24 protein-coding genes and 1 pseudogene are annotated in these 24,317 nt (G+C 73.4%); 11 read left to right on the forward strand and 14 right to left on the reverse strand.

Annotation, left to right across the window (positions count from 1 at the left end):
- Positions 1-92: 92 nt before the first annotated feature.
- Together bagB and bagA are read right to left on the reverse strand one after the other, a co-directional pair.
- Positions 93-1,304: an ATPase BagB gene (gene bagB / locus ACZ3YO_RS10490; RefSeq protein WP_465568046.1), complete on the reverse strand. Its 1,212-nt coding sequence runs from the start codon at positions 1,302-1,304 to the stop codon at positions 93-95.
- Between the two features lie 8 nt (positions 1,305-1,312).
- A complete protein-coding gene (gene bagA / locus ACZ3YO_RS10495) occupies positions 1,313-2,398 on the reverse strand; it encodes an ATPase BagA (protein WP_465567465.1) in 1,086 nt (361 codons plus the stop codon).
- Between the two features lie 248 nt (positions 2,399-2,646).
- Here bagA and ACZ3YO_RS10500 point away from each other — a divergent pair, with 248 nt between their 5' ends.
- From ACZ3YO_RS10500 to ACZ3YO_RS10520, 5 genes are all read left to right on the forward strand, one after another.
- Positions 2,647-2,805: a DUF4177 domain-containing protein gene (locus tag ACZ3YO_RS10500; RefSeq protein ID WP_094743074.1), complete on the forward strand. Its 159-nt coding sequence runs from the start codon at positions 2,647-2,649 to the stop codon at positions 2,803-2,805.
- The gene (locus ACZ3YO_RS10505) at positions 2,802-3,272 is read left to right on the forward strand and encodes a RidA family protein (RefSeq protein ID WP_396326002.1); all 471 of its coding nucleotides are present in this window, start codon (positions 2,802-2,804) and stop codon (positions 3,270-3,272) included. Before ACZ3YO_RS10500 ends, ACZ3YO_RS10505 begins: the two co-directional genes overlap by 4 nt.
- Before the next feature lie 66 nt (positions 3,273-3,338).
- Positions 3,339-4,205, forward strand: coding sequence for an NUDIX hydrolase (locus ACZ3YO_RS10510; protein ID WP_465547745.1), 867 nt, complete (start codon positions 3,339-3,341; stop codon positions 4,203-4,205).
- Positions 4,206-4,423: 218 nt separating this feature from the next.
- Positions 4,424-4,597 carry a hypothetical protein gene (locus ACZ3YO_RS10515; protein WP_396326004.1) on the forward strand — a complete coding sequence of 58 codons (174 nt, stop codon included), beginning with the start codon at positions 4,424-4,426 and terminating at the stop codon, positions 4,595-4,597.
- Entirely contained in the window at positions 4,594-5,415 is an 822-nt protein-coding gene (locus ACZ3YO_RS10520; RefSeq protein ID WP_465567470.1) for an MBL fold metallo-hydrolase, read from the forward strand. The genes ACZ3YO_RS10515 and ACZ3YO_RS10520 overlap by 4 nt, the downstream gene beginning before the upstream one ends.
- Before the next feature lie 145 nt (positions 5,416-5,560).
- Here ACZ3YO_RS10520 and ACZ3YO_RS10525 read toward each other — a convergent pair whose 3' ends face one another.
- A complete protein-coding gene (locus ACZ3YO_RS10525) occupies positions 5,561-6,235 on the reverse strand; it encodes a Crp/Fnr family transcriptional regulator (protein WP_030240972.1) in 675 nt (224 codons plus the stop codon).
- 263 nt (positions 6,236-6,498) lie between these two features.
- Between ACZ3YO_RS10525 and ACZ3YO_RS10530 the strand changes: the two genes are divergently transcribed.
- Entirely contained in the window at positions 6,499-7,479 is a 981-nt protein-coding gene (locus ACZ3YO_RS10530) for an isocitrate lyase/PEP mutase family protein (protein ID WP_465567473.1), read from the forward strand.
- A 126-nt stretch (positions 7,480-7,605) separates the two neighbouring features.
- Here the strand turns inward: ACZ3YO_RS10530 and ACZ3YO_RS10535 are convergent, their stop codons facing one another.
- The 4 genes from ACZ3YO_RS10535 to ACZ3YO_RS10550 form a co-directional block, all read right to left on the reverse strand.
- Complete coding sequence (locus ACZ3YO_RS10535; protein WP_465567476.1) at positions 7,606-8,271, reverse strand: TetR/AcrR family transcriptional regulator; 666 nt, start codon at positions 8,269-8,271, stop codon at positions 7,606-7,608.
- 160 nt (positions 8,272-8,431) lie between these two features.
- The gene (locus ACZ3YO_RS10540; RefSeq protein ID WP_465567479.1) at positions 8,432-8,929 is read right to left on the reverse strand and encodes an iron chaperone; all 498 of its coding nucleotides are present in this window, start codon (positions 8,927-8,929) and stop codon (positions 8,432-8,434) included.
- A gap of 88 nt (positions 8,930-9,017) precedes the next feature.
- The gene (locus tag ACZ3YO_RS10545; RefSeq protein WP_465567481.1) at positions 9,018-9,482 is read right to left on the reverse strand and encodes a helix-turn-helix transcriptional regulator; all 465 of its coding nucleotides are present in this window, start codon (positions 9,480-9,482) and stop codon (positions 9,018-9,020) included.
- A 167-nt stretch (positions 9,483-9,649) separates the two neighbouring features.
- Positions 9,650-10,060, reverse strand: a complete 411-nt coding sequence (locus ACZ3YO_RS10550; protein WP_465567484.1) for a VOC family protein — start codon at positions 10,058-10,060, stop codon at positions 9,650-9,652.
- 322 nt (positions 10,061-10,382) lie between these two features.
- Here ACZ3YO_RS10550 and nth point away from each other — a divergent pair, with 322 nt between their 5' ends.
- The 4 genes from nth to ACZ3YO_RS10570 all read left to right on the forward strand — a co-directional run bounded on the left by nth (position 10,383) and on the right by ACZ3YO_RS10570 (position 14,288).
- Positions 10,383-11,252 carry an endonuclease III gene (gene nth / locus ACZ3YO_RS10555; RefSeq protein ID WP_465547739.1) on the forward strand — a complete coding sequence of 290 codons (870 nt, stop codon included), beginning with the start codon at positions 10,383-10,385 and terminating at the stop codon, positions 11,250-11,252.
- Positions 11,249-11,980 carry an NUDIX hydrolase gene (locus ACZ3YO_RS10560; protein ID WP_465567488.1) on the forward strand — a complete coding sequence of 244 codons (732 nt, stop codon included), beginning with the start codon at positions 11,249-11,251 and terminating at the stop codon, positions 11,978-11,980. The genes nth and ACZ3YO_RS10560 overlap by 4 nt, the downstream gene beginning before the upstream one ends.
- A 178-nt stretch (positions 11,981-12,158) precedes the next feature.
- A complete protein-coding gene (locus ACZ3YO_RS10565; protein WP_465567490.1) occupies positions 12,159-13,343 on the forward strand; it encodes a MarP family serine protease in 1,185 nt (394 codons plus the stop codon).
- A gap of 243 nt (positions 13,344-13,586) precedes the next feature.
- Positions 13,587-14,288 (forward strand): metal-dependent hydrolase, encoded by a 702-nt coding sequence (locus ACZ3YO_RS10570; protein WP_465567493.1) that lies wholly within the window; start codon positions 13,587-13,589, stop codon positions 14,286-14,288.
- 127 nt (positions 14,289-14,415) lie between these two features.
- Here the strand turns inward: ACZ3YO_RS10570 and ACZ3YO_RS10575 are convergent, their stop codons facing one another.
- From ACZ3YO_RS10575 to ACZ3YO_RS10595, 5 genes are all read right to left on the reverse strand, one after another.
- Positions 14,416-14,625: a hypothetical protein gene (locus ACZ3YO_RS10575; RefSeq protein WP_465547737.1), complete on the reverse strand. Its 210-nt coding sequence runs from the start codon at positions 14,623-14,625 to the stop codon at positions 14,416-14,418.
- Between the two features lie 339 nt (positions 14,626-14,964).
- Positions 14,965-16,011, reverse strand: a complete 1,047-nt coding sequence (locus tag ACZ3YO_RS10580) for an alpha/beta fold hydrolase (protein ID WP_465567495.1) — start codon at positions 16,009-16,011, stop codon at positions 14,965-14,967.
- Between the two features lie 253 nt (positions 16,012-16,264).
- Positions 16,265-16,741: a phage holin family protein gene (locus ACZ3YO_RS10585; RefSeq protein WP_396326017.1), complete on the reverse strand. Its 477-nt coding sequence runs from the start codon at positions 16,739-16,741 to the stop codon at positions 16,265-16,267.
- 214 nt (positions 16,742-16,955) lie between these two features.
- Positions 16,956-18,512: a Na+/H+ antiporter NhaA gene (gene nhaA, locus ACZ3YO_RS10590; protein ID WP_465567498.1), complete on the reverse strand. Its 1,557-nt coding sequence runs from the start codon at positions 18,510-18,512 to the stop codon at positions 16,956-16,958.
- A 443-nt stretch (positions 18,513-18,955) separates the two neighbouring features.
- On the reverse strand, positions 18,956-19,111 hold the full coding sequence (locus ACZ3YO_RS10595) for a hypothetical protein (protein ID WP_465568074.1): 156 nt from the start codon (positions 19,109-19,111) through the stop codon (positions 18,956-18,958).
- Here ACZ3YO_RS10595 and ACZ3YO_RS10600 point away from each other — a divergent pair.
- Positions 19,070-19,285: pseudogene (locus ACZ3YO_RS10600) on the forward strand (serine hydrolase domain-containing protein); the annotation flags it as partial. The gene ACZ3YO_RS10595 and the pseudogene ACZ3YO_RS10600 overlap by 42 nt on opposite strands.
- Before the next feature lie 224 nt (positions 19,286-19,509).
- On the opposite strand, the gene acs reads toward ACZ3YO_RS10600, so the two are convergent.
- Together acs and ACZ3YO_RS10610 are read right to left on the reverse strand one after the other, a co-directional pair.
- Positions 19,510-21,465: an acetate--CoA ligase gene (gene acs / locus ACZ3YO_RS10605; protein WP_465567501.1), complete on the reverse strand. Its 1,956-nt coding sequence runs from the start codon at positions 21,463-21,465 to the stop codon at positions 19,510-19,512.
- A gap of 222 nt (positions 21,466-21,687) precedes the next feature.
- The gene (locus ACZ3YO_RS10610; protein ID WP_465567504.1) at positions 21,688-24,096 is read right to left on the reverse strand and encodes a SulP family inorganic anion transporter; all 2,409 of its coding nucleotides are present in this window, start codon (positions 24,094-24,096) and stop codon (positions 21,688-21,690) included.
- Between the last annotated feature and the right edge of the window lie 221 nt (positions 24,097-24,317).

The following is a 24,317-nucleotide window of genomic DNA, read 5'->3' on the forward strand; positions in this document are numbered from 1 at the left end:
GGCGGGCCCACCGCCCGAGCACCGAGTCGCCGAGGCCGAGCGCGGAGGCCGGGCCCGGCGGGCCGAGCCACCGCCCGCCCGGTGCGGCCGAGCTACACGACACCGCTCAGACGGTCGCCGATGGCCCGCAGCCCCTCCAGGTCGTGGACGTCCCCGGGCAGCGCGCCGACCTCGACGATCGGCACGTCCGGGTAGACCGAGACGAAGCGGTCGCGGGTGCGGCGCTCCCGCACCATGATCTGCATCCGCTCCGCGTGCAGCCGCAGCAGTCCGGCCGCGAGCAGCTCGGCCTCGGGGGAGGCGTGCTCCGCGCCGTTCTCCTCCAGTGCCTCGGCCGCCGCCAGCGCACGTTCCGCGGTGAGCTGCGGGGCGCCCGTTCCGTGCACCCGGTTGAGCACCAGCCCGGCCAGGGGCATCCGGTCGGCGGCCAGCCGGTCGACGAAGTACGCCGCCTCGCGCAGGGCGTCCCGTTCCGGTGCGGCCACCACCAGGAACGCCGTGCCCGGTGCCTTGAGCAACTGGTACGTCCGGTCGGCGCGTTCGCGGAAGCCGCCGAACATCGAGTCCATCGCGCTGACGAAGGTCTGCACGTCGGTCAGCAGCTGGGCGCCGAAGATCTTGCCCAGGGTGCCGGTGAGCAGGCCCATTCCCACGTTGAGGAACTTCATCGCGCTGCGCCCGCCGACCTTGGCCGGCGCGGTCAGGATGCGGATCACCTTGCCGTCCAGGAAGGACCCGAGCCGGTTCGGCGCGTCCAGGAAGTCCAGCGCGGAGCGGGACGGCGGGGTGTCGACGACGATGAGGTCCCACTCCTCGGCCGCCCGCAGCTGGCCGAGCTTCTCCATCGCCATGTACTCCTGGGTGCCCGCGAAGCCGGCCGAGAGCGACTGGTAGAACGGGTTCTCCATGATCGCCTTGGCCCGTTCGGGTTCGGCGTGGGCCAGCACGACCTCGTCGAAGGTCCGCTTCATGTCGAGCATCATGGCCTGGAGCTCGCCGTCGCCGGTGACGCCCTTGACCACCCGTGGGGTGTTGTCCAGCTCGGTCAGGCCCATCGACTGGGCGAGCCGGCGGGCCGGGTCGATGGTCAGCACGACGACCTTGCGGCCGCGCTCGGCCGCCCGCAGCCCGAGCGCCGCCGCGGTGGTGGTCTTGCCGACACCACCCGAGCCGCAGCAGACGATGATCCTGGTCCTCGGGTCGTCGATCAGCTCGTCCACGCCGAGCCGGCTGCCGCTCCCGCGGACCCCGTTGCCGCCGCCGTTCACGCCGCCACCGTCGCTCACGCCGCCGTCGCCGCTCATGCCGCCGCTCACGCCGCCCCCTGACGCTTCAGTTCGGCCGCCAGCCGGTACAGCCCACCGAGGTCCACGCCCTCGCCCAGCAGCGGAAGTTCGTAGGTGGGCAGCTTCAGCTGCTGGAGGTCGGCGCGCTGTTCGCGTTCCAGCTCCACCCGCTCGGCGTGCTCCCGGGCCTGCTCCAGCAGCGGGTCGAGCAGGGGGTCCACGGCCGCCCGGACGGTGTCCGGCCTGCGCGAGCGGCCCCCGAGGCCCGCCTCGCCGAGGGCCAGCGCGACCTCCTCGCGGTGGTCTCCGTCCACCGCGGCCACCGCGGCCGCGTCCAGGACCGGCGGCCGGACCATGTTCACCATCACCCCGCCGACCGGGAGGGCGGCCTCGCGCAGCTCGGCGAAGCCGTCGACCGTCTCCTGCACCGGCATCTCCTCCAGCAGGGTGACCAGGTGCACCGCGGTCTCCGGCGATCTCAGCACCCGCATCACGGCCTGCGCCTGAGTGTGGATCGGGCCTATCCGGGCGAGCCCGGCCACCTCGGAGTTCACGTTCAGGAAGCGGGTGAGCCGGCCGGTCGGCGGTGCGTCCATCACCACCGCGTCGTACGCACGCCGCCCGTCCGGGCCCTTGCGCCGGGCCGCCTCGCAGGCCTTGCCGGTGAGCAGTACGTCCCGGACGCCGGGGGCGACGGTGGTGGCGAAGTCGACGAAGCCGACCTTCTGCAGGGCCTTGCCGGCGCGGCCGAGCTTGTAGAACATGTCGAGGTACTCGAGCAGCGCCTGCTCGGTGTCGATGGCCAGCGCGAAGACCTCGCCGCTGGTGGCCTCGCCGCCCGGCCCGGCCGCGGGCAGGCCCAGCTGTGCGCGCGAGACGGACGCGATCCGCCGCTCCTCGTACGGCAGCGCGGCGATCCCGAACAGCTCGGCGATGCCCTGGCGGCCCTCCACCTCGATCAGCAGGGTCCGCCTGCCCTCGGCGGCGAGGGCCAGTGCCAGTGCCGCCGCCAGGGTGGTCTTCCCGGTGCCGCCCTTGCCGCTGACCACGTGCAGCCGGACGCCCTCCCAGTCGGGATCGCGCCGGGCCGCCTGGCCGGGGGTGCGTGCCACGCTCCGTCTCCGTCCGTCTTCGAGGGCCGGGGGCCACTGCGGGCCGCCACCGCTCGGGTGCCGTCCCACAGGTGCTCTCCCACAGGGGCCCTCACACAGGTGCCCTCCCGCGAGGGTAACCAGGGACCGCGCCGGATGCCGGGAGCATCAGGGGGGCCAGGCCTGAATCATGCCCGGTTTGTGGGCCACCTCACACGCGTGCCCGCGGGCCGCACGGCTCGCCGGGGCCGCTCGTCTAGAGTCTGGCCATGACCAAGTGGGAATACATGACGGCGCCCCTGCTCGTGCACGCGACCAAGCAGATTCTGGACAACTTCGGCGAGGACGGCTGGGAGCTCGTCCAGGTCGTGCCCGGCCCCAACCCGGAGCAGCTGGTGGCCTACTTCAAGCGGGAGAAGAACGCATGAGCAAGGTCGAGGAGAAGCTTGCCGAGCTGGGCCTGAGCCTGCCGCCGGTGGCCGCGCCGGTCGCCGCCTACGTGCCGGCCCTGCGTTCGGGCGAGTTCGTGTTCACCTCCGGCCAGCTGCCGATGGTGGGCGGCAAGCTGCCGAGCACCGGCAAGGTCGGCGCAGAGGTCACCCCGGAGGAGGCCAAGCAGCTCGCGCAGACCTGTGCGCTGAACGCGCTGGCCGCCATCAAGTCGGTGATCGGCGACCTGGACCAGATCGAGCGGGTCGTGAAGGTGGTCGGCTTCGTCGCCTCCGCCCCGGACTTCACGGGCCAGCCCGGTGTCATCAACGGCGCCAGCGAGCTGCTCGGCCAGGTGCTGGGCGAGGCGGGCGTGCACGCCCGCAGCGCGGTCGGCGTCACGGTGCTGCCGCTGGACGCGCCGGTCGAGGTCGAGCTGCAGGTCCGGGTCAAGGCCGGGGTCTGACGCACTGATCGGAAGAGGCGGGGTTGGGCCTGTCCAACCCCGCCTTCGTGCGCTTAGCATCCGGGCATGGACCATCGAGCAACGACGCTCCCGATGCCGCCCGGTTGGCCTGCCCGGATCCGGGCGGTCGACGCCGGCGAGCTGACCCCGCCCGTGCCCAGGCCCGCCGCCACCGTGGTGCTGCTGCGGGACGCGGCCGCCGGGCCGGAGGCCTACCTGCTGCGCCGTCGCACCTCGATGGCGTTCGCCGCGGGCATGTACGCCTACCCGGGCGGCGGGGTGGACCCGCGCGACGCCGAGGCCGAGCTCGGCTGGGCCGGTCCGGGCCCGCAGGAGTGGGCGGAGCGGCTGGGCGTGGACGCCCGGACCGCGCAGGCGGTGGTCTGCGCCGCCGTCCGCGAGACCTTCGAGGAGGCCGGAGTCCTGCTGGCCGGCCCGGACGCCGACAGCGTCGCCGAGCCCCGGGACTGGAGCGCCGAGCGCGCCGCCCTGGAGGCCCACGAGCTCTCCTTCGCCGACTTCCTCCGCAAGGAGGGCCTGCTGCTCCGCAGCGACCTGCTGGCCGGCTGGGCCCGCTGGGTCACCCCGGAGTTCGAGGAGCGCCGGTACGACACCTGGTTCTTCGTCGCCGTTCTGCCCTCGGGCCAGCGCGCCGCGCTGGAGGTCGGCGAGGCGGACAGGGTCACCTGGCTGACCCCGGCCGAGGCGGTCCGCGGTCACGAGGAGGGCCGGTTCGGCATGCTGCCGCCCACCGTCACGGTGCTGCGCGAGCTGCTGCCGGTGCGCAGCGCCGCCGAGGCGCTGGCCGCCGCGGCGGGCCGGTCGCTGGACCCGGTCCTCGGCCGCGCCGAGGTCCGGGGTGATCGAATGACGGTTCGATGGCCTGGGTATGAAGAGCTGACCATCGACGGAGAATTTCCCGAAGCCGACTGACCCGCGAGGATCACTGCGGCCCGAAGCCCACCGACCCACCGACACACCGACCCACCGACCCGCGGAACGGCTGACGCCCGAAGCCCACCGACCCGTGGAACCGCTGGGCCCCTGAGTCCCTGAGCCCACTGACCCGCGAACCCCACGGACCTTCGGAGACCGCCGGGTTTCCGAAGAGCACTACCCCGCACTCGCCTCCAAGGAAGGACCGACGCCCGATGACCCACAACGACGTGGCTCGCCGGACGGCGCGCACGATGCCGGCCCGCAGCCTGACCGCCCGCACCCTCGCCTGTGACAGCGCCGTCCCCTTCCCGGAGATCGTGCAGCGCGCCCTCGTCCGGGCCGTTCCGTCGCGCGTCCTGCATCGGGTCAGCGAGGGCGGCCGGTGAGCGGACTCCTGCCGGGTGACCCCGCCGCCGCCATCGGCGGCGAGGCCACCCCCCGGGCACTCTGTGTGCTGGCGCCCAACCCGTCCCCGATGACGCTGGACGGCACCAACACCTGGCTGCTCTCCGAGCCCGGCTCGGACCTCGCGGTGGTCGTCGACCCCGGCCCGCTCCACGAGGGCCACCTGCGCCGGGTGATCGAGACCGCCGAGCAGCAGGGCAAGCGCATCGCGCTCACCCTGCTCACCCACGGCCACGCCGACCACTCCGAGGGCGCCGCCCGGTTCGCCGAGCTGACCGGGACGGAGGTCCGCGCCCTGGATCCGGCGTACCGGTTCGGTTCCGAGGGCCTGACCAACGGGCAGCGGCTGGACGTCGGCGGCCTCGACCTGCGGGTGGTCGCCACCCCCGGCCACACCTCGGACTCGCTCACCTTCCACCTGCCGGCCGACGGCGCGATCCTCACCGGCGACACCGTCCTCGGGCGCGGCACCACGATGGTCGCCCACCCCGACGGCCGGCTCGGCGACTACCTGGACTCGTTGCGCCACCTGCACACCATGGCCTCCGAGCACGGCGTACGCACCGTGCTGCCCGGCCACGGGCCGGTGCTCGCCGACGCGCTCGGCGCCGTCGACTACTACCTCGCGCACCGGGCCGGCCGGCTCGCCCAGGTGGAGACGGCGGTCGAGGCCGGCCTGCGGACGGCGCCCGAGGTGGTGGCCCGGGTCTACGCGGACGTGGACCGCTCGCTCTGGCCGGCCGCCGAGCTGTCGGTCCAGGCCCAGCTGCAGTACCTGGAGGACCACGGGCTGATCTGACCCGCCGCGGGCACGGACCGGTCCGACCCGGTGCACGGCGCGCGCCGATCCGACCCGACCCGGCATGCGCGAGGGCCCGTACACCGTCCTCGGTGTACGGGCCCTCGGCGTCGGACGGGGCGCGCTCGCAGTGAGCTCGGGGTGATCAGCGCGAGCGGCGGGAGAGCCGCTCGACGTCCATCAGGACCACCGCGCGGGCCTCCAGCTTCAGCCAGCCGCGGCCGGCGAAGTCGGCGAGCGCCTTGTTGACCGTCTCGCGGGAGGCGCCGACCAGCTGGGCCAGCTCCTCCTGGGTGAGGTCGTGGGCGACGTGGATGCCTTCCTCGGACTGCACGCCGAAGCGGCGCGAGAGGTCCAGCAGGGCCTTGGCAACGCGCCCGGGCACGTCGGAGAAGACCAGGTCGGACATCACGTCGTTGGTCCGGCGGAGCCGGCGGGCGATGGCCCGCAGCAGCGCGATCGAGACCTCGGGGCGGGCGTGCAGCCAGGGCTGGAGGTCGCCGTGGCCGAGGCCGAGCAGCTTGACCTCGGTCAGCGCGCTGGCGGTGGCGGTGCGCGGGCCCGGGTCGAACAGCGACAGCTCGCCGATCATCTCACTGGGGCCGAGGACGGCGAGCATGTTCTCGCGGCCGTCCGGCGAGGCGCGGTGCAGCTTGACCTTGCCCTCGGCGACGACGTACAGCCGGTCGCCCGGGTCGCCCTCGTGGAACAGCGACTCACCGCGGGCGAGGGTCACCTCGGTCATGGAAGCGCGCAGCTCGCCGGCCTGTTCGTCGTCGAGTGCCGCGAAGAGTGCGGCGCGCCGCAGAACGTCGTCCACGTGCTTCCTCCTTCTCGGCCGTCGGGCTGTCAAGCCCGTCGGCGCAAGTTCGTACAGTGCTCTGCATCACCAAGCATGGCGCATGTCGCTCCGATCATATGAGGAGGGGGTGCGCCGAGGTGCGCTGCGCGGGGCCATTCGTACCGCCAGGGCGGCTTTTATCCGCGCGAGGATTCGGTCTCAGCTGAATCAATTGAGCCGACAGTGCCCGGGCAACAGGATTCACGTCGACAGCCCGACCGCACGAAAGACGGTGACTCCGCATGTCCTCCGAGACCCGCACCAGCACGTCGCCCACGCCGCTCACGCCGCTCAGCTACGGCGCGTCCCCCACGTCGCCCACGCCGCTCACGCCGCTCAGCTCCGGCGCGTCCCCCACGTCGCACACATCCCTCACGTCGCTGCGGGAGCGGGCCCTGCGGCTGCGGGCGCTGGTGGCCGACGGGGCACCCGGTGAGGCGCCCGGTGGGGCGCTCGTCCTGCCGAACGCCTGGGACGCCGGCAGCGCCGCCGTGATCGCCTCGGCTGGTGCGGCCGCGATCGCCACCACCAGCGGCGGCGTCTCCTGGTCGCTGGGCAGCGGCGACGGCCAGCAGCTCGGCCGGTCGGAGGCCGTCGAGGCGGCCCGCCGGATCGCCGCCGCCGTCGACCTGCCGGTCACCGTCGACGCCGAGGGCGGCTACGGCCCGAAGCCCGCCGACGTCGCCACCACCGTCCGGGCGCTGATCTCCGCGGGCGCGGCCGGTGTCAACCTGGAGGACTCGGCGGCCCCCGGCGGCCCGCTCTTCACGGTGGCCGAGCAGGCCGCGCGGTTGCGGGCCGCCCGGGAGGCCGCCGCCGGGGCGGGCCTGCCTGAGCTCGTGGTCAACGCCCGGACGGACGTCTTTCTGTTCGGGATCGGCCCGGCCGAGGGCCGGTCCGACGACGTGCTGGCCCGCGCGGCGGCGTACGCGGAGGCGGGCGCGGACGGCCTCTTCGTCCCCGGGCTGCTCGACCTCGACGCGCTGGCCCGGCTCTGCGCCGCGTCCCCGCTCCCGGTGAACGCGATGGCGGTGGCGGGCGGGCCGACCGTGGCCGAGCTCGCCGCCGCCGGGGTGCGGCGGATCAGCGTCGGCACCGGCCTGGCCCAGCTCGCCTACACCGCCGCCCGCCTGGCCGCCGCCGAACTGCTCGGCGCGGGCACCCTGACGGAACCGGATGGCGCGCTGGGCTTCGGAGAGCTGGACGCGCTGTACCGGCGCTGAGCCAGGACCGCTGCCGACGGGCGCACGGGGGCGTGCGCACGGGGGACGGGCGGGACGGGTGGGCGGGGGTGCACCGGCGCTCGCAGGGGAGGCGCCGGTGCGCGCCCGCCCACCCGTCCCGAGCCCTCAGAAGCCGCCCGGCTCCGGCAGCGCGGCCAGTTCCGGTCGCCCCTCGGGTGCGGCCGGCAGCCCGAGCAGGCGCCGCATCGCCCACCGGGTGCGGTCGGCGGCGGCGTGGTCCCGGTAGAGCCGGAGGGCGTGGTTGAGGGCCAGTACCTGCCCGGTCAGCTCGAAGACGACCTGCTCGGCGTCCGGCTCGGCCGGCAGCCGGCCCGCGGCGATCGCCAGCCCGGCCTGGTGCCGCAGTTCGCGCTGCCAGACCGCGTTCTTGGCGGCCACCGCAGACCGGACCGGCCCGCTCTCCCGGTCGTCGAACTCCGCTGTCACGGCGGTGAAGAAGCAGCCGCCGGGCAGCAGGTCGCGCTCCAGGTAGGAGACCCACGCCTCGCACTGGACGAGCAGCCGGGGCAGCCCGGGCGCCGCGCCGGCGGCGGCCGCGCGCCGAACCACCTCACGGACGAACAGCCCCACCGCCTCGTCGACGACGGCGAGCTGCAGGCTCTCCTTGGTGCCGAAGTGGCCGAGCACGCCGGACTTGCTCATCGACAGGTCGGTGGCGAGCCGGCCGATCGTCAGGCCCTCCAGCCCTTCGACCGAGGCGACGTCCAGGCCGCGGCGCAGGATCGCGGTGCGGGTCCGGCGGGCGTCGGCGACGGATCTCCTCGGGCTCACCGCGTCAGTGTAGTCAGCGGAAGCGCTATGGCATCCGACCGTTCGGACGCTGTAGAGCCGGCGTGACACCCCGTCGCGGGGGCGCCCCCGCCGGCCACGCCGGACCGGAGGGTGGTGCCCGTGCAAGGGCCACACCTGCCCGGTCGCGCCCGGGTGGTGATCAGCGGTCGCCGGAGGAGGCGGGGCCCACGGCCGTCCTGATCAGCTCGCCGATCCGCGCCTCGGAGGCGGCGGTCAGCTCCGTCAGGGCGTAGGTGGTCGCCCACATGGTGGCTTCGTCGAGCACCGCCTGGTCACTGAAGCCGAGCGTGGCGTACCGCGAGTTGAACTTCTGCGCGCTCTGGAAGAAACAGACGACCTTGCCGCCCTTGGCGTACGCGGGCATCCCGTACCAGAGCTTCGGCGAGAGGGCCGGCGCACTGGCCTTGACGATGGCGTGGATCCGCTCGGCGATGACGCGGTCCGCCTCCTCCATTTCGGCGATCTTCGCGAGCACCTCGACCTCCGGGTCCGGCTTGGCCGCGCGCGATCCGCGCCGTGCGGACGCCTTCAGCTCCCGGGCGCGCTCCTTCATCGCGCTGCGCTCCTCAGCCGTGAACCCGTCGTACCTCTCGTCGGCCGGGCCGGTGCTCTTGGCGGACGTCTGCGTGCTCGTCATGGCAGGTTCCTCTCGCGCGGGGTTGGCAGGACTTGCGGGAATTCCGGGCCTTGCGGGCCTTGCAGGACGCGGGCCTGAGCGGGCCGGATCACGCCGATTGCAGCTCGGGGGCGGGCACGTGCCGGGTCCTGACCGGCCTGCTCACCTGCTTGGCCACGCAGGACGGAATCCCCGGGGCGGCGTCCGCCGCGCGGCGCTGGTAGACGCTGGGCGGCATGCCGACCAGTTCGGTGAAGCGGGTGCTGAAGGTGCCCAGCGACGAGCAGCCGACCGTGAAGCAGACCTCGGTGACAGTGAGGTCGCCACGGCGAAGCAGTGCCATCGCGCGCTCGATGCGACGCGTCATCAGATAGGCGTACGGGGACTCTCCGTAGGCGAGCCGGAACTGGCGGCTGAGGTGCCCGGCCGACAGGTTCGCGCCTCGGGCGAGCGCCTCGACGTTCAGCGGCTGCGCGTACTCGCGGTCGATCCGGTCGCGGACGCGGCGCAGTCGCGTGAGGTCGTTCAGACGCTGCGCCGCGGTCAGTGCGCGCGCCCATGCGGGACGGCACATGCAAGAACTCCTTCCATCGGTGTCCGCGAGCACCCGGGTGACTGCCGGGGCAGGCACGGGGTGCTCGCCGGTGGGTGCGGAGCGGGCGGCGGCCGGGGAACGCCGGCCGCCGCATGCCTCGCGGGTGGTGACGCCGGCGATCACGGCCTCACCGGCTGCCGGACGGCTCAGCGCACCTCCTGGATGCGGACCAGGTTGCCCGCGGGATCGCGGAAGGCGCAGTCGCGGACGCCGTACGGCTGGTCGGTCGGCTCCTGGACCACCTCGGCGTCACCGGCCTGCAGCTTCTCGAAGGTGCCGTCGAGGTCAGGAGTGGCCAGCAGGATCCAGCCGTAGGTGCCCTTGGCCATCATCTCGACGATGGTGCGGCGCTCCTCCTCGGTGATGCCCGGGTCGGCGGCCGGCGGTGCGAGAAGGATGGACGTACCGGGCTGCCCGACGGGGCCGACCGTGATCCAGCGCATCTTGCCCTGTCCGACGTCGCTGCGGACCTCGAAGCCGAGGGTGTCCCGGTAGAAGACCAGGGCGGCGTCCGGGTCGTCCTGCGGGAGGAAGGTCGTGTGAATGGTGATGTCCATGGCCGTCACGCTAGCCGCGGCCCGAAGGCGGGCGCTTCTCGATTCCTGACCGGTCCGGCCGCCCGGGGAGGACGTCCCCGGCGCAGCCTCGGACCCGGCCTCCGACACAGCCCCCGGCCCGGTCCCCGGCACGGCCCCTGCTGCGAGCGCCCGCCTGCGGACGGACCGTCGGGGGCCCCGGCGGCCGGGGCGGGGAGGGCGGCGGTGGGCCCGCCGGGCCCGTCCTCGCGCCGGCACGATCAGTTCGGCGCCCGGTAGTTCGATCGAGGCGGCCCGGCGGGATCCCCCCTGAAGACGATGCCCGTGGGCGTAGCCTTCGTGCATGGCAGAGAGCAAGGTCCGGAAGGCAGCCGCGCCGAAGGCGAAGTCCGCGGTGAAGCCGAGGAAACCGGAGTCGCACCTGGCGATGGTGCGGCGGGCGCGGAAGATCAACCGGGAGCTGGCGGAGCTGTATCCGTACGCACACCCGGAGCTGGACTTCGACAACCCGTTCGAGCTGCTGGTGGCCACCGTGCTGTCGGCGCAGACCACCGACCTGCGGGTGAACCAGACGACGCCCGCGCTGTTCGCGAAGTATCCGACGCCGGAGGACATGGCGGCGGCGGTTCCGGAGGAGCTGGAGGAGATCATCCGGCCGACCGGCTTCTTCCGCGCGAAGGCGAAGTCGCTGATCGGCCTCTCGATCGCGCTGCGGGACACCTTCGGCGGGGAGGTCCCCGGCCGGCTGGAGGACCTGGTCACCCTCCCGGGCGTCGGCCGGAAGACCGCCAACGTGGTCCTGGGCAACGCGTTCGGGGTCCCGGGGATCACCGTGGACACCCACTTCGGGCGCCTGGCGCGGCGGTTCGGGTGGACGGCGGAGGAGGACCCGGAGAAGGTCGAGGCGGCCGTCGCGGAGATCTTCCCTAAGGCGGAGTGGACGATGCTCTCGCACCGGGTGGTCTTCCACGGCCGGCGGATCTGCCACTCCCGCAGGCCGGCCTGCGGTGCCTGCCCGATCGCGCCGCTCTGCCCGTCGTACGGGGAGGGCGAGCTGGACCAGGAGAAGGCGAAGAAGCTGCTCAAGTACGAGATGGGCGGGCAGCCCGGCCAGCGGCTGCGGCCGCCCGCCGACTTCCCGGGGGAGGCGGCGGCGCGGGCCGATGCCGCCGCGCACCAGGGACACGTGGCGGACCTGGCGGTGGCCGAGTGACCACGAGGATCGAACGGGACGGCCTCCCGGGGTGGCTGGAGCCGGTCCGGGACGCCGCCGAGCGGGTGCTGCCCGAGCAGCTGAGCCGGTTCCTGCCGCCCGCCGAGGGCGGCCGCGCCGCTGCCGTCCTGATGCTCTTCGGCGAGGGTGCGGCCGGGCCGGACCTGCTGCTGATCGAGCGGGCCCGGTCGCTGCGCTCGCACGCCGGCCAGCCGTCCTTCCCCGGCGGCGCCCTGGACCCGGAGGACGGGGACCCGGCGGGGCCCGGCCCGGTCGCGGCGGCGCTGCGCGAGGCGTGGGAGGAGACCGGCCTGGACCCGGCCGGGGTGCAGGTCTTCGCGGCGCTGCCCGCCCTCTACATCCCGGTCAGCCGGTTCGTGGTGACCCCGGTGCTGGGCTGGTGGCGCAGGGAGTCGCCGGTGCGGCCGGTGGACGCGGGCGAGACCGGTGCGGTCTTCCGGGTGCCGCTCGCCGAGCTGACCGACCCGGCCAACCGGGTCCGGCTGCGCCACCCGTCCGGCCACCTCGGCCCGGCCTTCGCGGTCGGCGGCCGGCTGGTCTGGGGCTTCACCGCTGGGGTGATCGACCGGGTGCTGCACCACAGCGGCCTGGAGCTGCCCTGGGACACCTCCCGGACCGTCGACCTCTCGGAGGAGGCGATCGAACTGGCGCAGGGCGACCGCGACCGCTCCCGCGCGCTGCTGGGCGGCGACGCCAGGCAGACATGACCGGCCGCCCCCACGGCGGTTCGTGCGGCGGTCGGTGCGGCGGTCCGTGCGGCGGGCCGTTCCGCGGTCGGTACGGCGGCCCGTGCAGCGGTCCGCACGGCCGACCGTGCGGCGGTCGGCAGGAACGTCCGTACGGCTCTCGGCGCGGCCGCCCGGCCGGTCGTGGGAGGGTGTCGGGGTGAACGTCCTGGATCTGCTGCTGATCGCCGCCGCCGTGGGATTCGCCGTGTCGGGCTACCGGCAGGGCTTCGTGGTCGGCATCATGTCGGTCCTCGGCTTCCTCGGCGGCGGCCTGGTCGCCGTCCAGCTGCTGCCGCTGCTGCTCGACCACCTCAGCCCCGGCACCACCGCCTCGGTGATCGCCGTCGTGGTGGTCATCGTGCTGGCGGCGGTCGGCCAGGCGATCACCACCCACTTCGGCTGGAAGCTGCGCGGCCACATCGACCGGCGCCCGGCCAAGGCGCTGGACGCGGCCGGCGGCGCCGTGGTCAACGTGATCTCGATGCTGCTGGTGGCCTGGCTGATCGGTTCGGCGCTCGCCGGAACGTCCCTGCCGACCGTTTCCAAGCAGGTCCGCAGCTCGGCCGTGCTCGGCGGCGTCCAGGACGCCCTGCCCTCGGACGCGCCCAACTGGTTCTCCGACTTCTCCAAGGTGCTCGCCCGCAACGGCTTCCCGCAGGTCTTCAACCCCTTCGAGCACGAGCCGATCACCCAGGTCGACACCCCCGATCCGGCGCTGGCCGCCAGCCCGGCGGTGGCCAGGGCCAGGCAGAGCCTGGTCAAGGTGGTCGGCACCGCCACCTCCTGCGGCAAGACTCTGGAGGGCAGCGGCTTCGTCTACGCCCCGCACCGGGTGATGACCAACGCCCACGTGGTCGGCGGCGTGGACGAGCCCACCGTGCAGATCGGCGGCGTCGGCCAGCTCTACGACGCGACCGTCGTCCGCTACGACTGGCAGCGCGACATCGCGATCCTGGACGTGCCCAAGCTGAACGCGCCGGTGCTCGCCTTCGCGGGCGAGGCGAAGACCAACGACAGCGCGATCGTGGCGGGCTTCCCCGAGAACGGCGCCTTCAACGTCCAGCCGGCCCGTATCCGCGGCCGGATCCAGGCCAACGGCCCGGACATCTACCACCGCGGCCAGGTGGTCCGGGACGTCTACTCGGTGCGCTCGGTCGTCCGCCAGGGCAACAGCGGCGGCCCGCTGCTCACCCCGGACGGCCAGGTGTTCGGCGTGGTCTTCGCCAAGTCGCTGGACAGCGCGGACACCGGGTACGTGCTGACCGCCGCCGAGGTGCGCGAGGACGCCGTCCAGGGCAGCACGGCGACTGGCAGGGTGGACACCCAGGGCTGCGCGCTCTGACACCGTCCCCCCGGGGGGCCCACCGGTCAGGCGAACCCACGGCCACGCACCGCACCCACGGCCACGTACCGCACGCACGGCCACGTACCGCACGCACGGCCACGTACCGCACCGGCCGAACCCACCGCACCGGCCGATGCCCGGCGTGCGGTCGGGCCCGGCTGATAGCGTCGGCCGCGCTCACCCGTTCGGCTCAATTGGGCGCCGTCCCGGGCTGGGCCGGGCGGAGGTCGGCGAGGTTCGATGATGGGTCACTCGCACGCGGTCAGCGGGGCGATGCTGTACGCGGCCTCCGCGCCGTTCCTGCCGTCGTTGCTGCTGGACACCACGCTCCAGCCGGCCGACATCCTGATGGGCACGGTGCTGTGCGCGGGCGCCGCCCTGCTGCCGGACCTCGACCACCACGACGGGACGATCGCCAACTTCCTCGGCCCGATCTCCAGGGTGCTCTGCCGCCTCGTGGCCTGGGTCTCCGGGGGCCACCGGCACGCCACCCACTCGCTGCTGTTCGTCGCCCTGACGGGCGGCGGCACCTGGGCCGGGGTCACCTTCCTCGGCCGCGACTTCACCCTCGGGCTGACGTTCTTCCTGCTGGCCCTCGCAATCCGGGCCCTGCGGCTGCACCCGCCGGGGGACGGCCCGACGATGTGGATCACCATCATCGGCCTCGCCGCGCTGGGCACCGCCGGGATGAACACCTGGATGCCGAACGCGCCGGGCTGGCTGCCGTACGCGGTGGCGCTGGGCACGCTCGCGCACCTGTTGGGCGACTGCCTGACGAAGAAGGGCGCGCCGCTGCTCTGGCCGCACAAGGAACGCTACGAGGTGGTGCTGATCAAGCGCAGCGGCAACGACATCGAGACCAAGGTGCTGGTACCGATCATGTCGGTGGCGACCTTCGTGCTGCTCTGGTTCACGGCGCTGTCGCCGACGGTGGTGAACTGACCCGTCCGGTGAGCCGATCCGTCCGGTGGTCTGGGCCGGGCTGGTGAGCCGATCCGACTCAGGAACGGCCCGACTCAGGAACGGCCCGCTGCGAGGGGGATCCGCCCGGGGAGCGCGGTGCGAGGCCTCAGGTCTCGCGCCGTAGCCGAGCGCCCACCCAGCGGGCCCGGCGGCCGAGGATGCGCGGGATGCCGAGCTCCCGCTGAGCCGAGCGCTGACGGCGGTCCACGCCGTCGTATCCGAGGTCGTCCGTCCAGTCGGGGCGGTGGCCGGACCTCTGCGAGCTGTTGTGGCTTCGGCCGCGCGGAGCGCTGCCGCGATCGGGCATCCAGGTCATACCGCAATGGATGCCCCTGGGCCGGTCGGCGTAACCGCTCGCGCACGAGGCAACTTGTCCTATGCGTTTGTCATATGAGCGGACTGTAAGGGGAGTTGGGGTCCGAAGTCCCACCGGCGGCCGGTCCCGCACTCATCCCGTCGGCGGGCCAGGCCGCCCGGGCAGCCGAATCCCGGGGCGACCGAGGGCGGCGGTTTCCGGGCCCCGCGGCGACCGAGGGCGGCGGTTTCCCGGCCCCGCGGCGACCGAGGGCGGCGGTTTCCCGGCCCGCGGTGGCCGGTGCCGGCGGTGAAACCGCCCCGCGGTGACCGGCGCCCGCCGCTTCCGGGCTCCGGCGGCTCAGTCCTTGTGGCGGCCGATCCAGTCCAGCAGCTCGGCGGTGAACTCCTTCGGCGCCTCCTCGTGCGGGAAGTGCCCGACCCCCGGCATCAGCCGCCAGCGGTACGGCGCGGCCACGTACTCGCCGCCGCCGAGCGCGGTGTGCGACAGCAGCACCGGGTCCGAGGCGCCCTGGACGTGCAGGGTGGGCGCGGTGACCGGCTTCTTCATCCGGCGGGCGAACTGGATGCCGTCCGGTCGGGCCATCGACCGCAGCAGCCAGCGGTACGGCTCGACCGAGCAGTGCGCGGTGCTGGGGATCTGGATCGCCTGCCGGTACGCGGCCACCGCCCCCCGGTCCAGCTGGTTGTGTCCGGTCCAGGCGTCCAGGTAGCGGCCGACCAGCGCGGCGTCGTCGGCCACCAGGCGGCGTTCCGGTATCCACGGCCGCTGGAAGCCCAGGACGTGGTCGAAGGCGGCGATCTGGCGACGGTCGGTCAGCAGTGCCCGGCGCAGGTCGCGCGGGTGTGCGGCGGAGACCACGGTGAGGCTCTGGATCACCGACGGCCGCATGACCGCCGCCACCCAGGCCAGCGTGCCGCCGGAGGCGTGGCCCACCAGGTGGGCCCGGCGTTCGCCGAGCGAGCGGATCACGCCGGTGATGTCCAGCGCGAGGTTGCCGGGGTCGTACCCGCGCGGGGTGCGGTCGCTGCCGCCGACGCCCCGCAGGTCGAGGGCGACGGCCCGGTACCCCGCCTCGGCGAGCGCGGTCAGCTGGTGGCGCCAGGCCCACCAGTACTCCGGCCAGCCGTGCACCAGCAGGACCAGCGGGCCCTTGCCCAGCTCGGCGATGTGGAACCGGGCGCCGTTGGCAGCTAGGTCGCGGTGCGTCCAGGGGCCCGTCTGCCGGACGTCCCAGACGGACTCGGGCACGGCCGCCGCGGTGCCGTCCTCGGCGACCGCGGTCGCGCTGTCGGCCGCCTCGTCAACGGCGTCCTGGCCGCCGGCGCGGTCGGGGCCGGAGTCGGCGGACGGCTGCGCGGGCACGGGCTTCTGGTCGAGCGGCATACCGAGAGCGTGTCACATCCGTACACCGGACACGCGCCCGGCACTCGGTCTCGGTGCGTCAGGCCATGCCAGGGCTGCCGTCCGTGCACCGCCCGAGGCCCGCCGGCCGACCCGCCGCCCGGCCCCGGTCCGGGCCGTCGTCCGGGGCAGCGCCCGGCCCGTTGTCCGAGGTGGCCGCCCGGCCCGTCGTCCGGGGCGGCGCCCGGACGGCAGCGGTGCGTGCCGATGGGGGGCGGCCGGCGTGCTGCCGGGCTTACGGGATGCGACCCAGGGCCCGGTCGATCTCCTCCTGGGTGGCGGGGCGCGGGCGGGCGTTCTTCAGCACGTCGGCGGTCTTCTGGGCGCCCTCGATGGTGCGGTAGGGCTTCTCGATCCGCTTGAACGAGCGCAGCGCCAGCAGCCCGAGCACCACCGCCAGCAGCAGGTACGCGCCGGCGACGATCAGGAACGACCAGCCGAGCGAGAGGCCCAGCGCGTGGATCCCGAACGCCGCAGCGGCGCTGAGCATCGGAACGGCGGCCAGTGCCACCACGCCGGCGACCGTCAGCGAGACCCCGCCGGAGACGCCGCGCTTGACGTCCGCGCGCAGCTCGGCCTTGGCGAGCGCGATCTCGTCGTGGACCAGGGCGGACAGGTCGGCGGTGGCCGCCGCGAACAGCTGCCCCACCGAACGCTCGCCCTCGTAGGGCGCCCGGCCGTTGCTGGACGGGTCTGCGGCTCCTGCGGGCATCAGCGGTTCTCCTCTGCGGCTGTGCGGCGTGACGCCGCCGTGCGGTGCGGTTCCGGGGGCCGGAGGGGGCCCGGAGGCGTCTGTGGACTGTCGACAGCTCAGAATCATGCCCCCAGCGGTCAGTCACACACCACTCCGGGGCCCCGCCGGAGGGATGTGTCCCCCTGCTCCCCGTTGCTCTCCCCCCGCCTCCGGCGTGGCGGAGCCGTGCGTCTCAGCCGCGGGCGGCCGGTCCGGACGGGGCGTCACCGTCCGGACCGCCCTCCGTCGGATGGTCGGCCAGCTTCGTCACCCGGGCCTGCCAGGCCGGATCGTCCTGCTGGTAGACGTCGGGGACGCCGTCGTGGTCGAGGTCGCGGTCCTCCTCCTCGCACAGCTCGCGGTAGTGCCGGTTGCGCAGCTTCAGCAGCACGGTGGCGACCAGCGCACAGAGCAGCGAGCCCACCAGGACGGCGGCCTTGGACCGGTCGGCCAGCGCCTGGTCGTCCGGGAAGGCAAGCTCGCTGATCAGCAGCGAGACGGTGAAGCCGATGCCGGCCAGCACCGAGACGGCGAACATGTCGGCCCACTTGAGCTGCGGGTTCAGCTCGGCGCGGGTGAACCGGGCGGTCAGCCGGGTGCCGCCGAAGATGCCGACGGTCTTGCCGACGAACAGGCCGAGGATGATCCCGAGCGGGGTGGCCTGGGTGAACACCTCGCCCAGCGCCGGCCCGGTGATCGTCACCCCGGCGGCGAACAGGGCGAAGACGGGGACGGCCAGCCCGGCCGAGAGGGGGCGGACCTGGTGCTCGATGTGCTCGCCGGGGGAGTACTTCTCGTCGCCGACCGTGTGGCAGCGGAGGATCAGGCCCATCGCGACGCCCGACACCGTGGCGTGCACACCGCTCTCGTGCATCAGCGCCCAGATCACGAAGGCCAGCGGCACGTACAGGTACCAGCCGTGCACGTTGCGCCGGTGCAGGAACCAGAACAGCACCAGGCCGGCGAAAGACAGACCGAGCGCCCAGAACTTGATGCCGGAGCTGTAGAAGATCGCGATGATCAGGATCGCGATCAGGTCGTCCACCACGGCGAGGGTGAGCAGGAAGGCCCGCAGCGCGGAGGGCAGGTGGCTGCCGACCACGGCCAGCACACCGAGGGCGAAGGCGATGTCGGTCGCGGTCGGGATCGCCCAGCCGCCCGGGTGCCCGCCGCTGCCGGAGTTGACCACGGCGAACAGGATCGCCGGCAGCGCGACGCCGCAGAGGGCGGCTATGACGGGTAGCAGGGCGGCGCTGGGGCTGCGCAGTTCACCGGCCACGAACTCGCGCTTGAGCTCGATGCCGGCCACGAAGAAGAAGATCGTCAGCAGGCCGTCCTTGGCCCAGGCGTCCAGGGTGAGGTCCAGGTGGAACGGGGTGGACGGCCCGATGGTGTAGTCGAGGACGCTCTCGTACGACTGCGGCCAGGCATTGGCCCAGATCAGGGCCGTCACGGCGGCGAGGAGCAACAGGATGCCGCCGACCGTCTCGGTGCGCAGGGCGTCGGTGATGTAGGTGCGCTCGGGGAAGGACAGCCTGCCGAGGAGCTGGCGGCGGCGGGTCGTCGGCTCGTTGACGGGCGGCTGGCTGGCCACGCGTGACCTCCTGGGGCGGGGAACGGTGTACGGATGCACCTGTGGTGCAGTGCCGACCAGACTTCCCGGCGCGCCCTGTGACGCAGTGGATTCCGTGGTGGATCCGGGAGGTCTTCCCTGGACGTTCCGACGGGGATCTTGATGCGTCTTTGACATTCTAGCCGGAAGCACAAGCGGGCATGCTTCTTGTCATATTTCAGGACTTAAGACCTGGCGGCCTGTTCTGCTTCGACGCGTGGCGTCCGGCCGCAGCCGATGACACCCGAATGGAGCCGGCCGCATGCAGACGGGTGAACGCCTCCCTATCGTCGATCGCAGGCGCTGCCCGTCCCGGCGGCGCGATTCCCCGTTCCCGCCGCGGCGTGGCCGCTGCGCAGCCGTGTACTGGAGGCACGACGATGCCCAGACCGCCCCTCTTACCGCCCACCCTGTCCGCGTGGCCGCCCCGGGCGGAGTGCGGACCTTCGACGCGGCACCGAGGTCCGCCGGAGCGCCGAGACCCGACGAAACACGGACACCTGTCGGAGCACGGACACGTGTCGGAGCGCGGAGCCTCGGTGGAGCGCGGAGCCTCGGTGGAGTGCGGACCGATGAACGGTTCAGCCCTTCGTCCTGTTGCCGACGCCCCGGCCGCCGAGCCGGGCCCGGACCTCGACCACCTGCTCCGCCCGCTGTTCCATGCCGCCGCCCCGGGCGGAGGCGCCGCCGTCGTGGTGATCCGCGGCGACGAACGGACGGTCGCCTGTCGCGGCCACTCCGACCGCTCCCGTGAACGCCCCGTCCGGGCCGACACCAGATTCGAGCTCGGCTCCGTGACCAAGACCTTCACCGGGCTCCTGCTCGCCGAGATGGCCGCCCGGGGCGAGGTCGGCTACGACGATCCGATCGACCGTTACCTGCCGGTCGACGCCGCCCCCGGCTACCCGCACGAGCGGCCGATCACCCTGCTCCACCTGGCCACCCACACCTCGGGACTGCCCCGGCTGCCGGTCGGCCTGCTGCCCGCGATGGCCCCGCGCTGGTTCACCAGCCCGTACGCCACCTTCGGCCCAGCCCACCTGGGTGTGAACGGCGCCGGTGTGAACGGCGTCGGTGTGAACGGCGGTGCCCCGGACGGTCCGACCGCCCGGGGCACCGCCGTTCACGGCGTACGTCAGCCCTGGCTGCCCGCGGGCGGGAGCTGGGACTGGATCAGGTTCATCACGGTGCTGTCGGCCAGCGTGGTGGTGTCGCCGACCTCGCGGCCCTCGGCGATGTCCCGCAGCAGGCGGCGCATGATCTTGCCGGAGCGGGTCTTCGGCAGTTCGCCGACCACCTTGATCTGCTTCGGCTTGGCGATCGGGCCGAGCGTGCGGCTGACGTGCGCCCGCAGCTCGTCGACCAGCTCGGGGCTGTCGGTGGCGGTGCCGCGCAGGATCACGAAGGCGACGATCGCCTGGCCGGTGGTGGCGTCGGTGGCGCCGACCACGGCGGACTCGGCGACGGACGGGTGGCCGACCAGGGCCGACTCGACCTCGGTGGTCGAGATGTTGTGGCCGGAGACCAGCATGACGTCGTCGACCCGGCCGAGCAGCCAGATGTCGCCGTCCTCGTCCTTCTTGGCGCCGTCACCGGCGAAGTAGCGGCCCTCGAAGCGCGACCAGTAGGTGTCGATGTAGCGCTGGTCGTCGCCCCAGATGGTGCGCAGCATGGACGGCCACGGCTCGGTGAGCACGAGGTAGCCGCCGGAGCCGTTGGGGACCTCGCGGGCTTCGTCGTCGACGACGGTGGCGGCGATACCCGGGAGGGCGCGTTGGGCGGAGCCGGGCTTGGTCTCGGTGACGCCCGGCAGCGGGCTGATCATGATCGCGCCGGTTTCGGTCTGCCACCAGGTGTCCACGATGGGGGTCTTGCCGGCGCCGATGTGGTCGCGGTACCAGATCCAGGCCTCGGGGTTGATCGGCTCGCCGACGCTGCCCAGGATCCGCAGCGAGGAGAGGTCGAACTTCGCGGGGATGTCGTCTCCCCACTTCATGAAGGTGCGGATCGCGGTGGGTGCGGTGTAGAGGATCGTGACGCCGTACTTCTGGACGACCTCCCAGAACCGGCCCTGGTGGGGGGTGTCCGGGGTGCCCTCGTAGATGACCTGGGTGGCGCCGTTGGAGAGGGGGCCGTAGACGATGTACGAGTGGCCGGTGACCCAGCCGATGTCGGCGGTGCACCAGTAGACGTCGGTCTCCGGCTTGAGGTCGAAGACGGCGTGGTGGGTGTAGCTGGCCTGGGTGAGGTAGCCGCCCGTGGTGTGCAGGATGCCCTTGGGCTTGCCGGTGGTGCCGGAGGTGTAGAGGATGAAGAGCGGGTGCTCGGCCTCGTGTGCCTCGGGGGTGTGCTCGGTGGACTGACGCCCGGTGATCTCGTGCCACCAGACGTCGCGGCCCTGGGTCCAGGAGATGTCCTGGCCGGTGCGGCGGATGACCAGGACGTGCTCGACTCCGTCGGCCTTGGTCAGTGCCTCGTCGATGGCGGGCTTGAGTGCGGACGGCTTGCCGCGGCGGTATCCGCCGTCGGCGGTGATGACCAGCTTGGCCCGGGCGTCCTGGATGCGGGAGGCCACGGCGTCGGCGGAGAAGCCGCCGAAGACCACGGAGTGGGTGGCACCGATCCGGGCGCAGGCGAGGATCGCGACGACGGCCTCGGCGATCATCGGCAGGTAGATCGCGACCCGGTCGCCCTTGGCGACACCGAGTTCCAGCAGTGCGTTGGCGGCCTGCGAGACCTCGTCCTTGAGCTGGGCGTAGGTGATCGAGCGGCTGTCGCCGGGCTCGCCCTCGAAGTGGATGGCGACCCGGTCGCCATTGCCCGCCTCGACGTGACGGTCGACGCAGTTGTACGCCACGTTGAGCCTGCCGTCGGCGAACCACTTGGCGAACGGCGGGTTGGACCAGTCCAGCGTCTCGGTGGGCTCGACGGCCCAGCTGAGGCGGCGGGCCTGCTCGGCCCAGAAGCCCAGGCGGTCCTCGGAGGCCTGCGCGTACGCGGCCGCGGTGACGTTGGCGGCGGCGGCGAGCTCTGCCGGCGGGGCGAATCGCCGCTCCTCCTTGAGCAGGTTGGCCAGGCTCTCGTTGCTCAACGCGCACTCCTCATCGAGTCATGATCGGGGTCAGTCCCGTGCGTGGGGATTGTCCCGTGTGTCCCAGCGCACAGCTCACCAGGCGAAGCGGTCACTTGACAAGAGGCTCCGGAGAATTGGTGTAGACCTTTGATCGAGAGTCGAACGGTCTGCTCGAAGAAACGGTCGAACGGTGAGGTGGGCCCGCACCCCTGCCCGCCAGGTAGGGCACGGGCCCCGCTCTCAGGCGGCCAGTCGGGGATCACCCCCGCCGGCGGCCGTACCAGCGGCCTCCAGCTCCGCCGCGGAGATCTGTTCGATTTCGTTCACCCGCTCGGGCGTGTCGCAGGGCGCCGACCCGGTCGCACCGGCGCCGAGCGCCTCGACCGGACTGAACTTGCCGCTCTCGTGGTCCAGCACGTAGGCCTGGGCGGTGGCGAAGTCGAAGTACATGCCAACCAGCCGTAGCGTGCCCTCGGCGACCCGGCGCTCCACCGCGGGGTTCGCCAGCAGCTGGTCCAGTTGCTGGACCACGTTGGTGATGCAGAGCTGTTCGACCAGGTCGACCACCGGACGGGCGGTGAACTCGGCGGGGGCACGGCGCAGCCGGTCGAGCGCGCCGCGGCCGTTGCGCAGCCAGCGGGCCAGCGGGGTCGGCGGCCCCGGGCGCTCGTGCAGGCCGTCCAGCAAGGCCTTCATCGCGCCGCAGCCGGAGTGCCCGCAGACCGTGATGGACCGCACCTCCAGCACCTCCACGGCGTACTGCACCGCGGCGGCCACCGAGTCGTCGGCGGCGCCCGGCTCGAACGGCGCGGGCACCAGGTTGCCGACGTTGCGCACGGTGAAGAGGTCGCCCGGGCCGCTGTTGGTGATCATGCTGGTGACCATCCGCGAGTCCGCGCAGGTCAGGAAGAGCTGGGAGGGCGTCTGCCCCTCCCGGGCCAGCCGGGCCAGCTCGGGGCGGATCAGCGGGGCGGTGTGCAGCTGGAACCCGCGGAGGCCGTCCAGCAGCCGGCCGTGCGGATCCTCCTGCTGCTCGATGCAGTGGTGGCCGACCCAGGGTGTCCATGCCCGGCAGCGGTGCGGACCGGGAGAGCTGCCCGTCCGGATCGTCCCGTCCGGGTCGAGGACCTCCTCGTCCTGGCGCCGCGTCGTCATCGACACCCGACCGCCGGTCGCCTGGTGGCCCGTCCGCCAGCTGTGCAGCGTCTCGTACGCCGCGTGGTCCAGGAAGGAGCCGTCGTGGACGACCGTCACGTCGGCCGTGGCGGGGATGCCGGCCAGCGCGCGGCTCAGCCGGGGCACCGCGGTGAAGGTGAGCGGGCCGTGCGTCTGTACCGTGACGGATCCGTCCGGGCCGGACAGGACGTCCACGTGGGCGCGGGTCAGGCGGTAGAGCGCGAGCAGCACGGCCGTCGCGGCGCCCAGTGCCACGCCCAGCAGGACGCCGAGCAGCACCACGCCGAGGACGGTGGCCAGGTAGACCGGGAACTCGCGGTGCCGGTGCACCTTGCGGATGTGCGCGAAGCTCACCATCTGCAGGCCGACGACCAGGACCAGGGCGGCGAGTGCGGAGAGCGGGATCTTGCGCAGCCCGCCGGTGAGCGCCAGGGCCGCGGCGAGCACCCAGACGCCGTGCAGGATCGAGGCCCAGCGACTCTGAGCCCCGGCCCTGACGTTGGCCGTGCTGCGTACCGCGCCACCGGCGATCGGCAGCCCGCCGAGCAGGCCGCTGACCATGTTGGCGATGCCCTGGCCGCGCAGCTCGCGGTCGAGGTCCCCGGTGCGGTGCGACAGCCGGTCGACCGCGACGGCGGAGAGCAGCGACTCGACGCTCGCCACGGCGGTGACGGTCAGCACGGCGGCCAGGACCGCGGTGAGCGGCCCGTGGGGCAGGTCGGGGACGAGGTCGTGCGGCTGCCAGGCGGGCAGTTCGACCCGGGCGAGGTGCAGGCCGAGGGTCATGGCGAGCGCGGTGGCGGCGGCGACGGCCACCAGCGGGCCCGGTACCTTGGCCAGCCGGCGGCCGAACTCCCCGGCCCTGCCCGGGAGTCGGCCGAGTCGGGGCCAGCCGAGCAGCACGACCGCGGTGACCGTGCCGACGGCCAGCGCGGGCGGGTGCGGCCCCGCCAACTGGCCGGGCAGGGCGAGCAGGTTGGCCAGCGCAGAGCTCTGCGGGGAGCCGCCGAGGACGACGTGCAGCTGCGCGATGGCGATGGTCAGGCCGACTCCGGCCAGCATGCCGTGCACGATGGCGGGCGAGACGGCGAGCGCGGTGCGGGCCACCCGCCGTACGCCGAGCAGGAGTTGGAGCAGGCCGGCGGCGAGCGTGATGGCGCAGGTGGCCTGCCAGCCGTACTGGGTGATCAGCCCGGCGGTGATCACGGTCAGCGCGGCGGAGGGGCCGCTCACCTGGAGGGGGGTGCCGCCGAAGAGGCCGACCACGATGCCGCCGACGGCTGCCGCGGCGAGGCCCGCGGTGAGCGGGGCGCCGGTGGCCAGGGCGATCCCGAGGGAGAACGGCACGGCGATCAGGAAGACCACCAGGGAGGCGGAGAGGTCCTGCGCCCAGCGGGTGCGGGAGTTCGGGCCCGGTGGGGCGTGGTCGTTGGTGTCGGAGGCGATGGGTGCGCTGGAGATGTCGAGGGTCATTGTCTTCCCGTCTTTTCCGGGGGAACGAACGCAGTCAGGTCCGGTGGTGAGTCCGGTTGGGGCTCGGGGGAGCCGGATCGGCTGTCGTGGGTCGCGACGGTGTGGCGGGATGGCGTGGGCGCGGCGGGGAGTGCGGGTGTCACCGGCCGGGCCGTGGACCATCAGTGGGCCTCGGAGGGGCATGGCAGAGGCATTGGTCGGCCATGCCTCGGGGAGGACCA

Source organism: Kitasatospora sp. NPDC022785 (genome assembly GCF_055561295.1).

Coding starts and splice junctions, on each gene's coding strand:
- ACZ3YO_RS10545 (WP_465567481.1), bottom strand. CDS start 9,482: ATGTGCCGTCCCGCATGGGCGCGCGCACTGACCGCGGCGCAGCGTCTG.
- nth (WP_465547739.1), top strand. CDS start 10,383: ATGGCAGAGAGCAAGGTCCGGAAGGCAGCCGCGCCGAAGGCGAAGTCC.
- ACZ3YO_RS10515 (WP_396326004.1), top strand. CDS start 4,424: ATGACCCACAACGACGTGGCTCGCCGGACGGCGCGCACGATGCCGGCC.
- ACZ3YO_RS10585 (WP_396326017.1), bottom strand. CDS start 16,741: ATGCCCGCAGGAGCCGCAGACCCGTCCAGCAACGGCCGGGCGCCCTAC.
- ACZ3YO_RS10505 (WP_396326002.1), top strand. CDS start 2,802: ATGAGCAAGGTCGAGGAGAAGCTTGCCGAGCTGGGCCTGAGCCTGCCG.
- ACZ3YO_RS10570 (WP_465567493.1), top strand. CDS start 13,587: ATGATGGGTCACTCGCACGCGGTCAGCGGGGCGATGCTGTACGCGGCC.
- ACZ3YO_RS10610 (WP_465567504.1), bottom strand. CDS start 24,096: ATGACCCTCGACATCTCCAGCGCACCCATCGCCTCCGACACCAACGAC.
- ACZ3YO_RS10500 (WP_094743074.1), top strand. CDS start 2,647: ATGACCAAGTGGGAATACATGACGGCGCCCCTGCTCGTGCACGCGACC.
- ACZ3YO_RS10530 (WP_465567473.1), top strand. CDS start 6,499: ATGTCCTCCGAGACCCGCACCAGCACGTCGCCCACGCCGCTCACGCCG.
- ACZ3YO_RS10575 (WP_465547737.1), bottom strand. CDS start 14,625: ATGACCTGGATGCCCGATCGCGGCAGCGCTCCGCGCGGCCGAAGCCAC.
- ACZ3YO_RS10510 (WP_465547745.1), top strand. CDS start 3,339: ATGGACCATCGAGCAACGACGCTCCCGATGCCGCCCGGTTGGCCTGCC.
- ACZ3YO_RS10540 (WP_465567479.1), bottom strand. CDS start 8,929: ATGACGAGCACGCAGACGTCCGCCAAGAGCACCGGCCCGGCCGACGAG.
- ACZ3YO_RS10550 (WP_465567484.1), bottom strand. CDS start 10,060: ATGGACATCACCATTCACACGACCTTCCTCCCGCAGGACGACCCGGAC.
- ACZ3YO_RS10580 (WP_465567495.1), bottom strand. CDS start 16,011: ATGCCGCTCGACCAGAAGCCCGTGCCCGCGCAGCCGTCCGCCGACTCC.
- nhaA (WP_465567498.1), bottom strand. CDS start 18,512: ATGTCAAAGACGCATCAAGATCCCCGTCGGAACGTCCAGGGAAGACCT.
- bagB (WP_465568046.1), bottom strand. CDS start 1,304: ATGAGCGGCGACGGCGGCGTGAGCGACGGTGGCGGCGTGAACGGCGGC.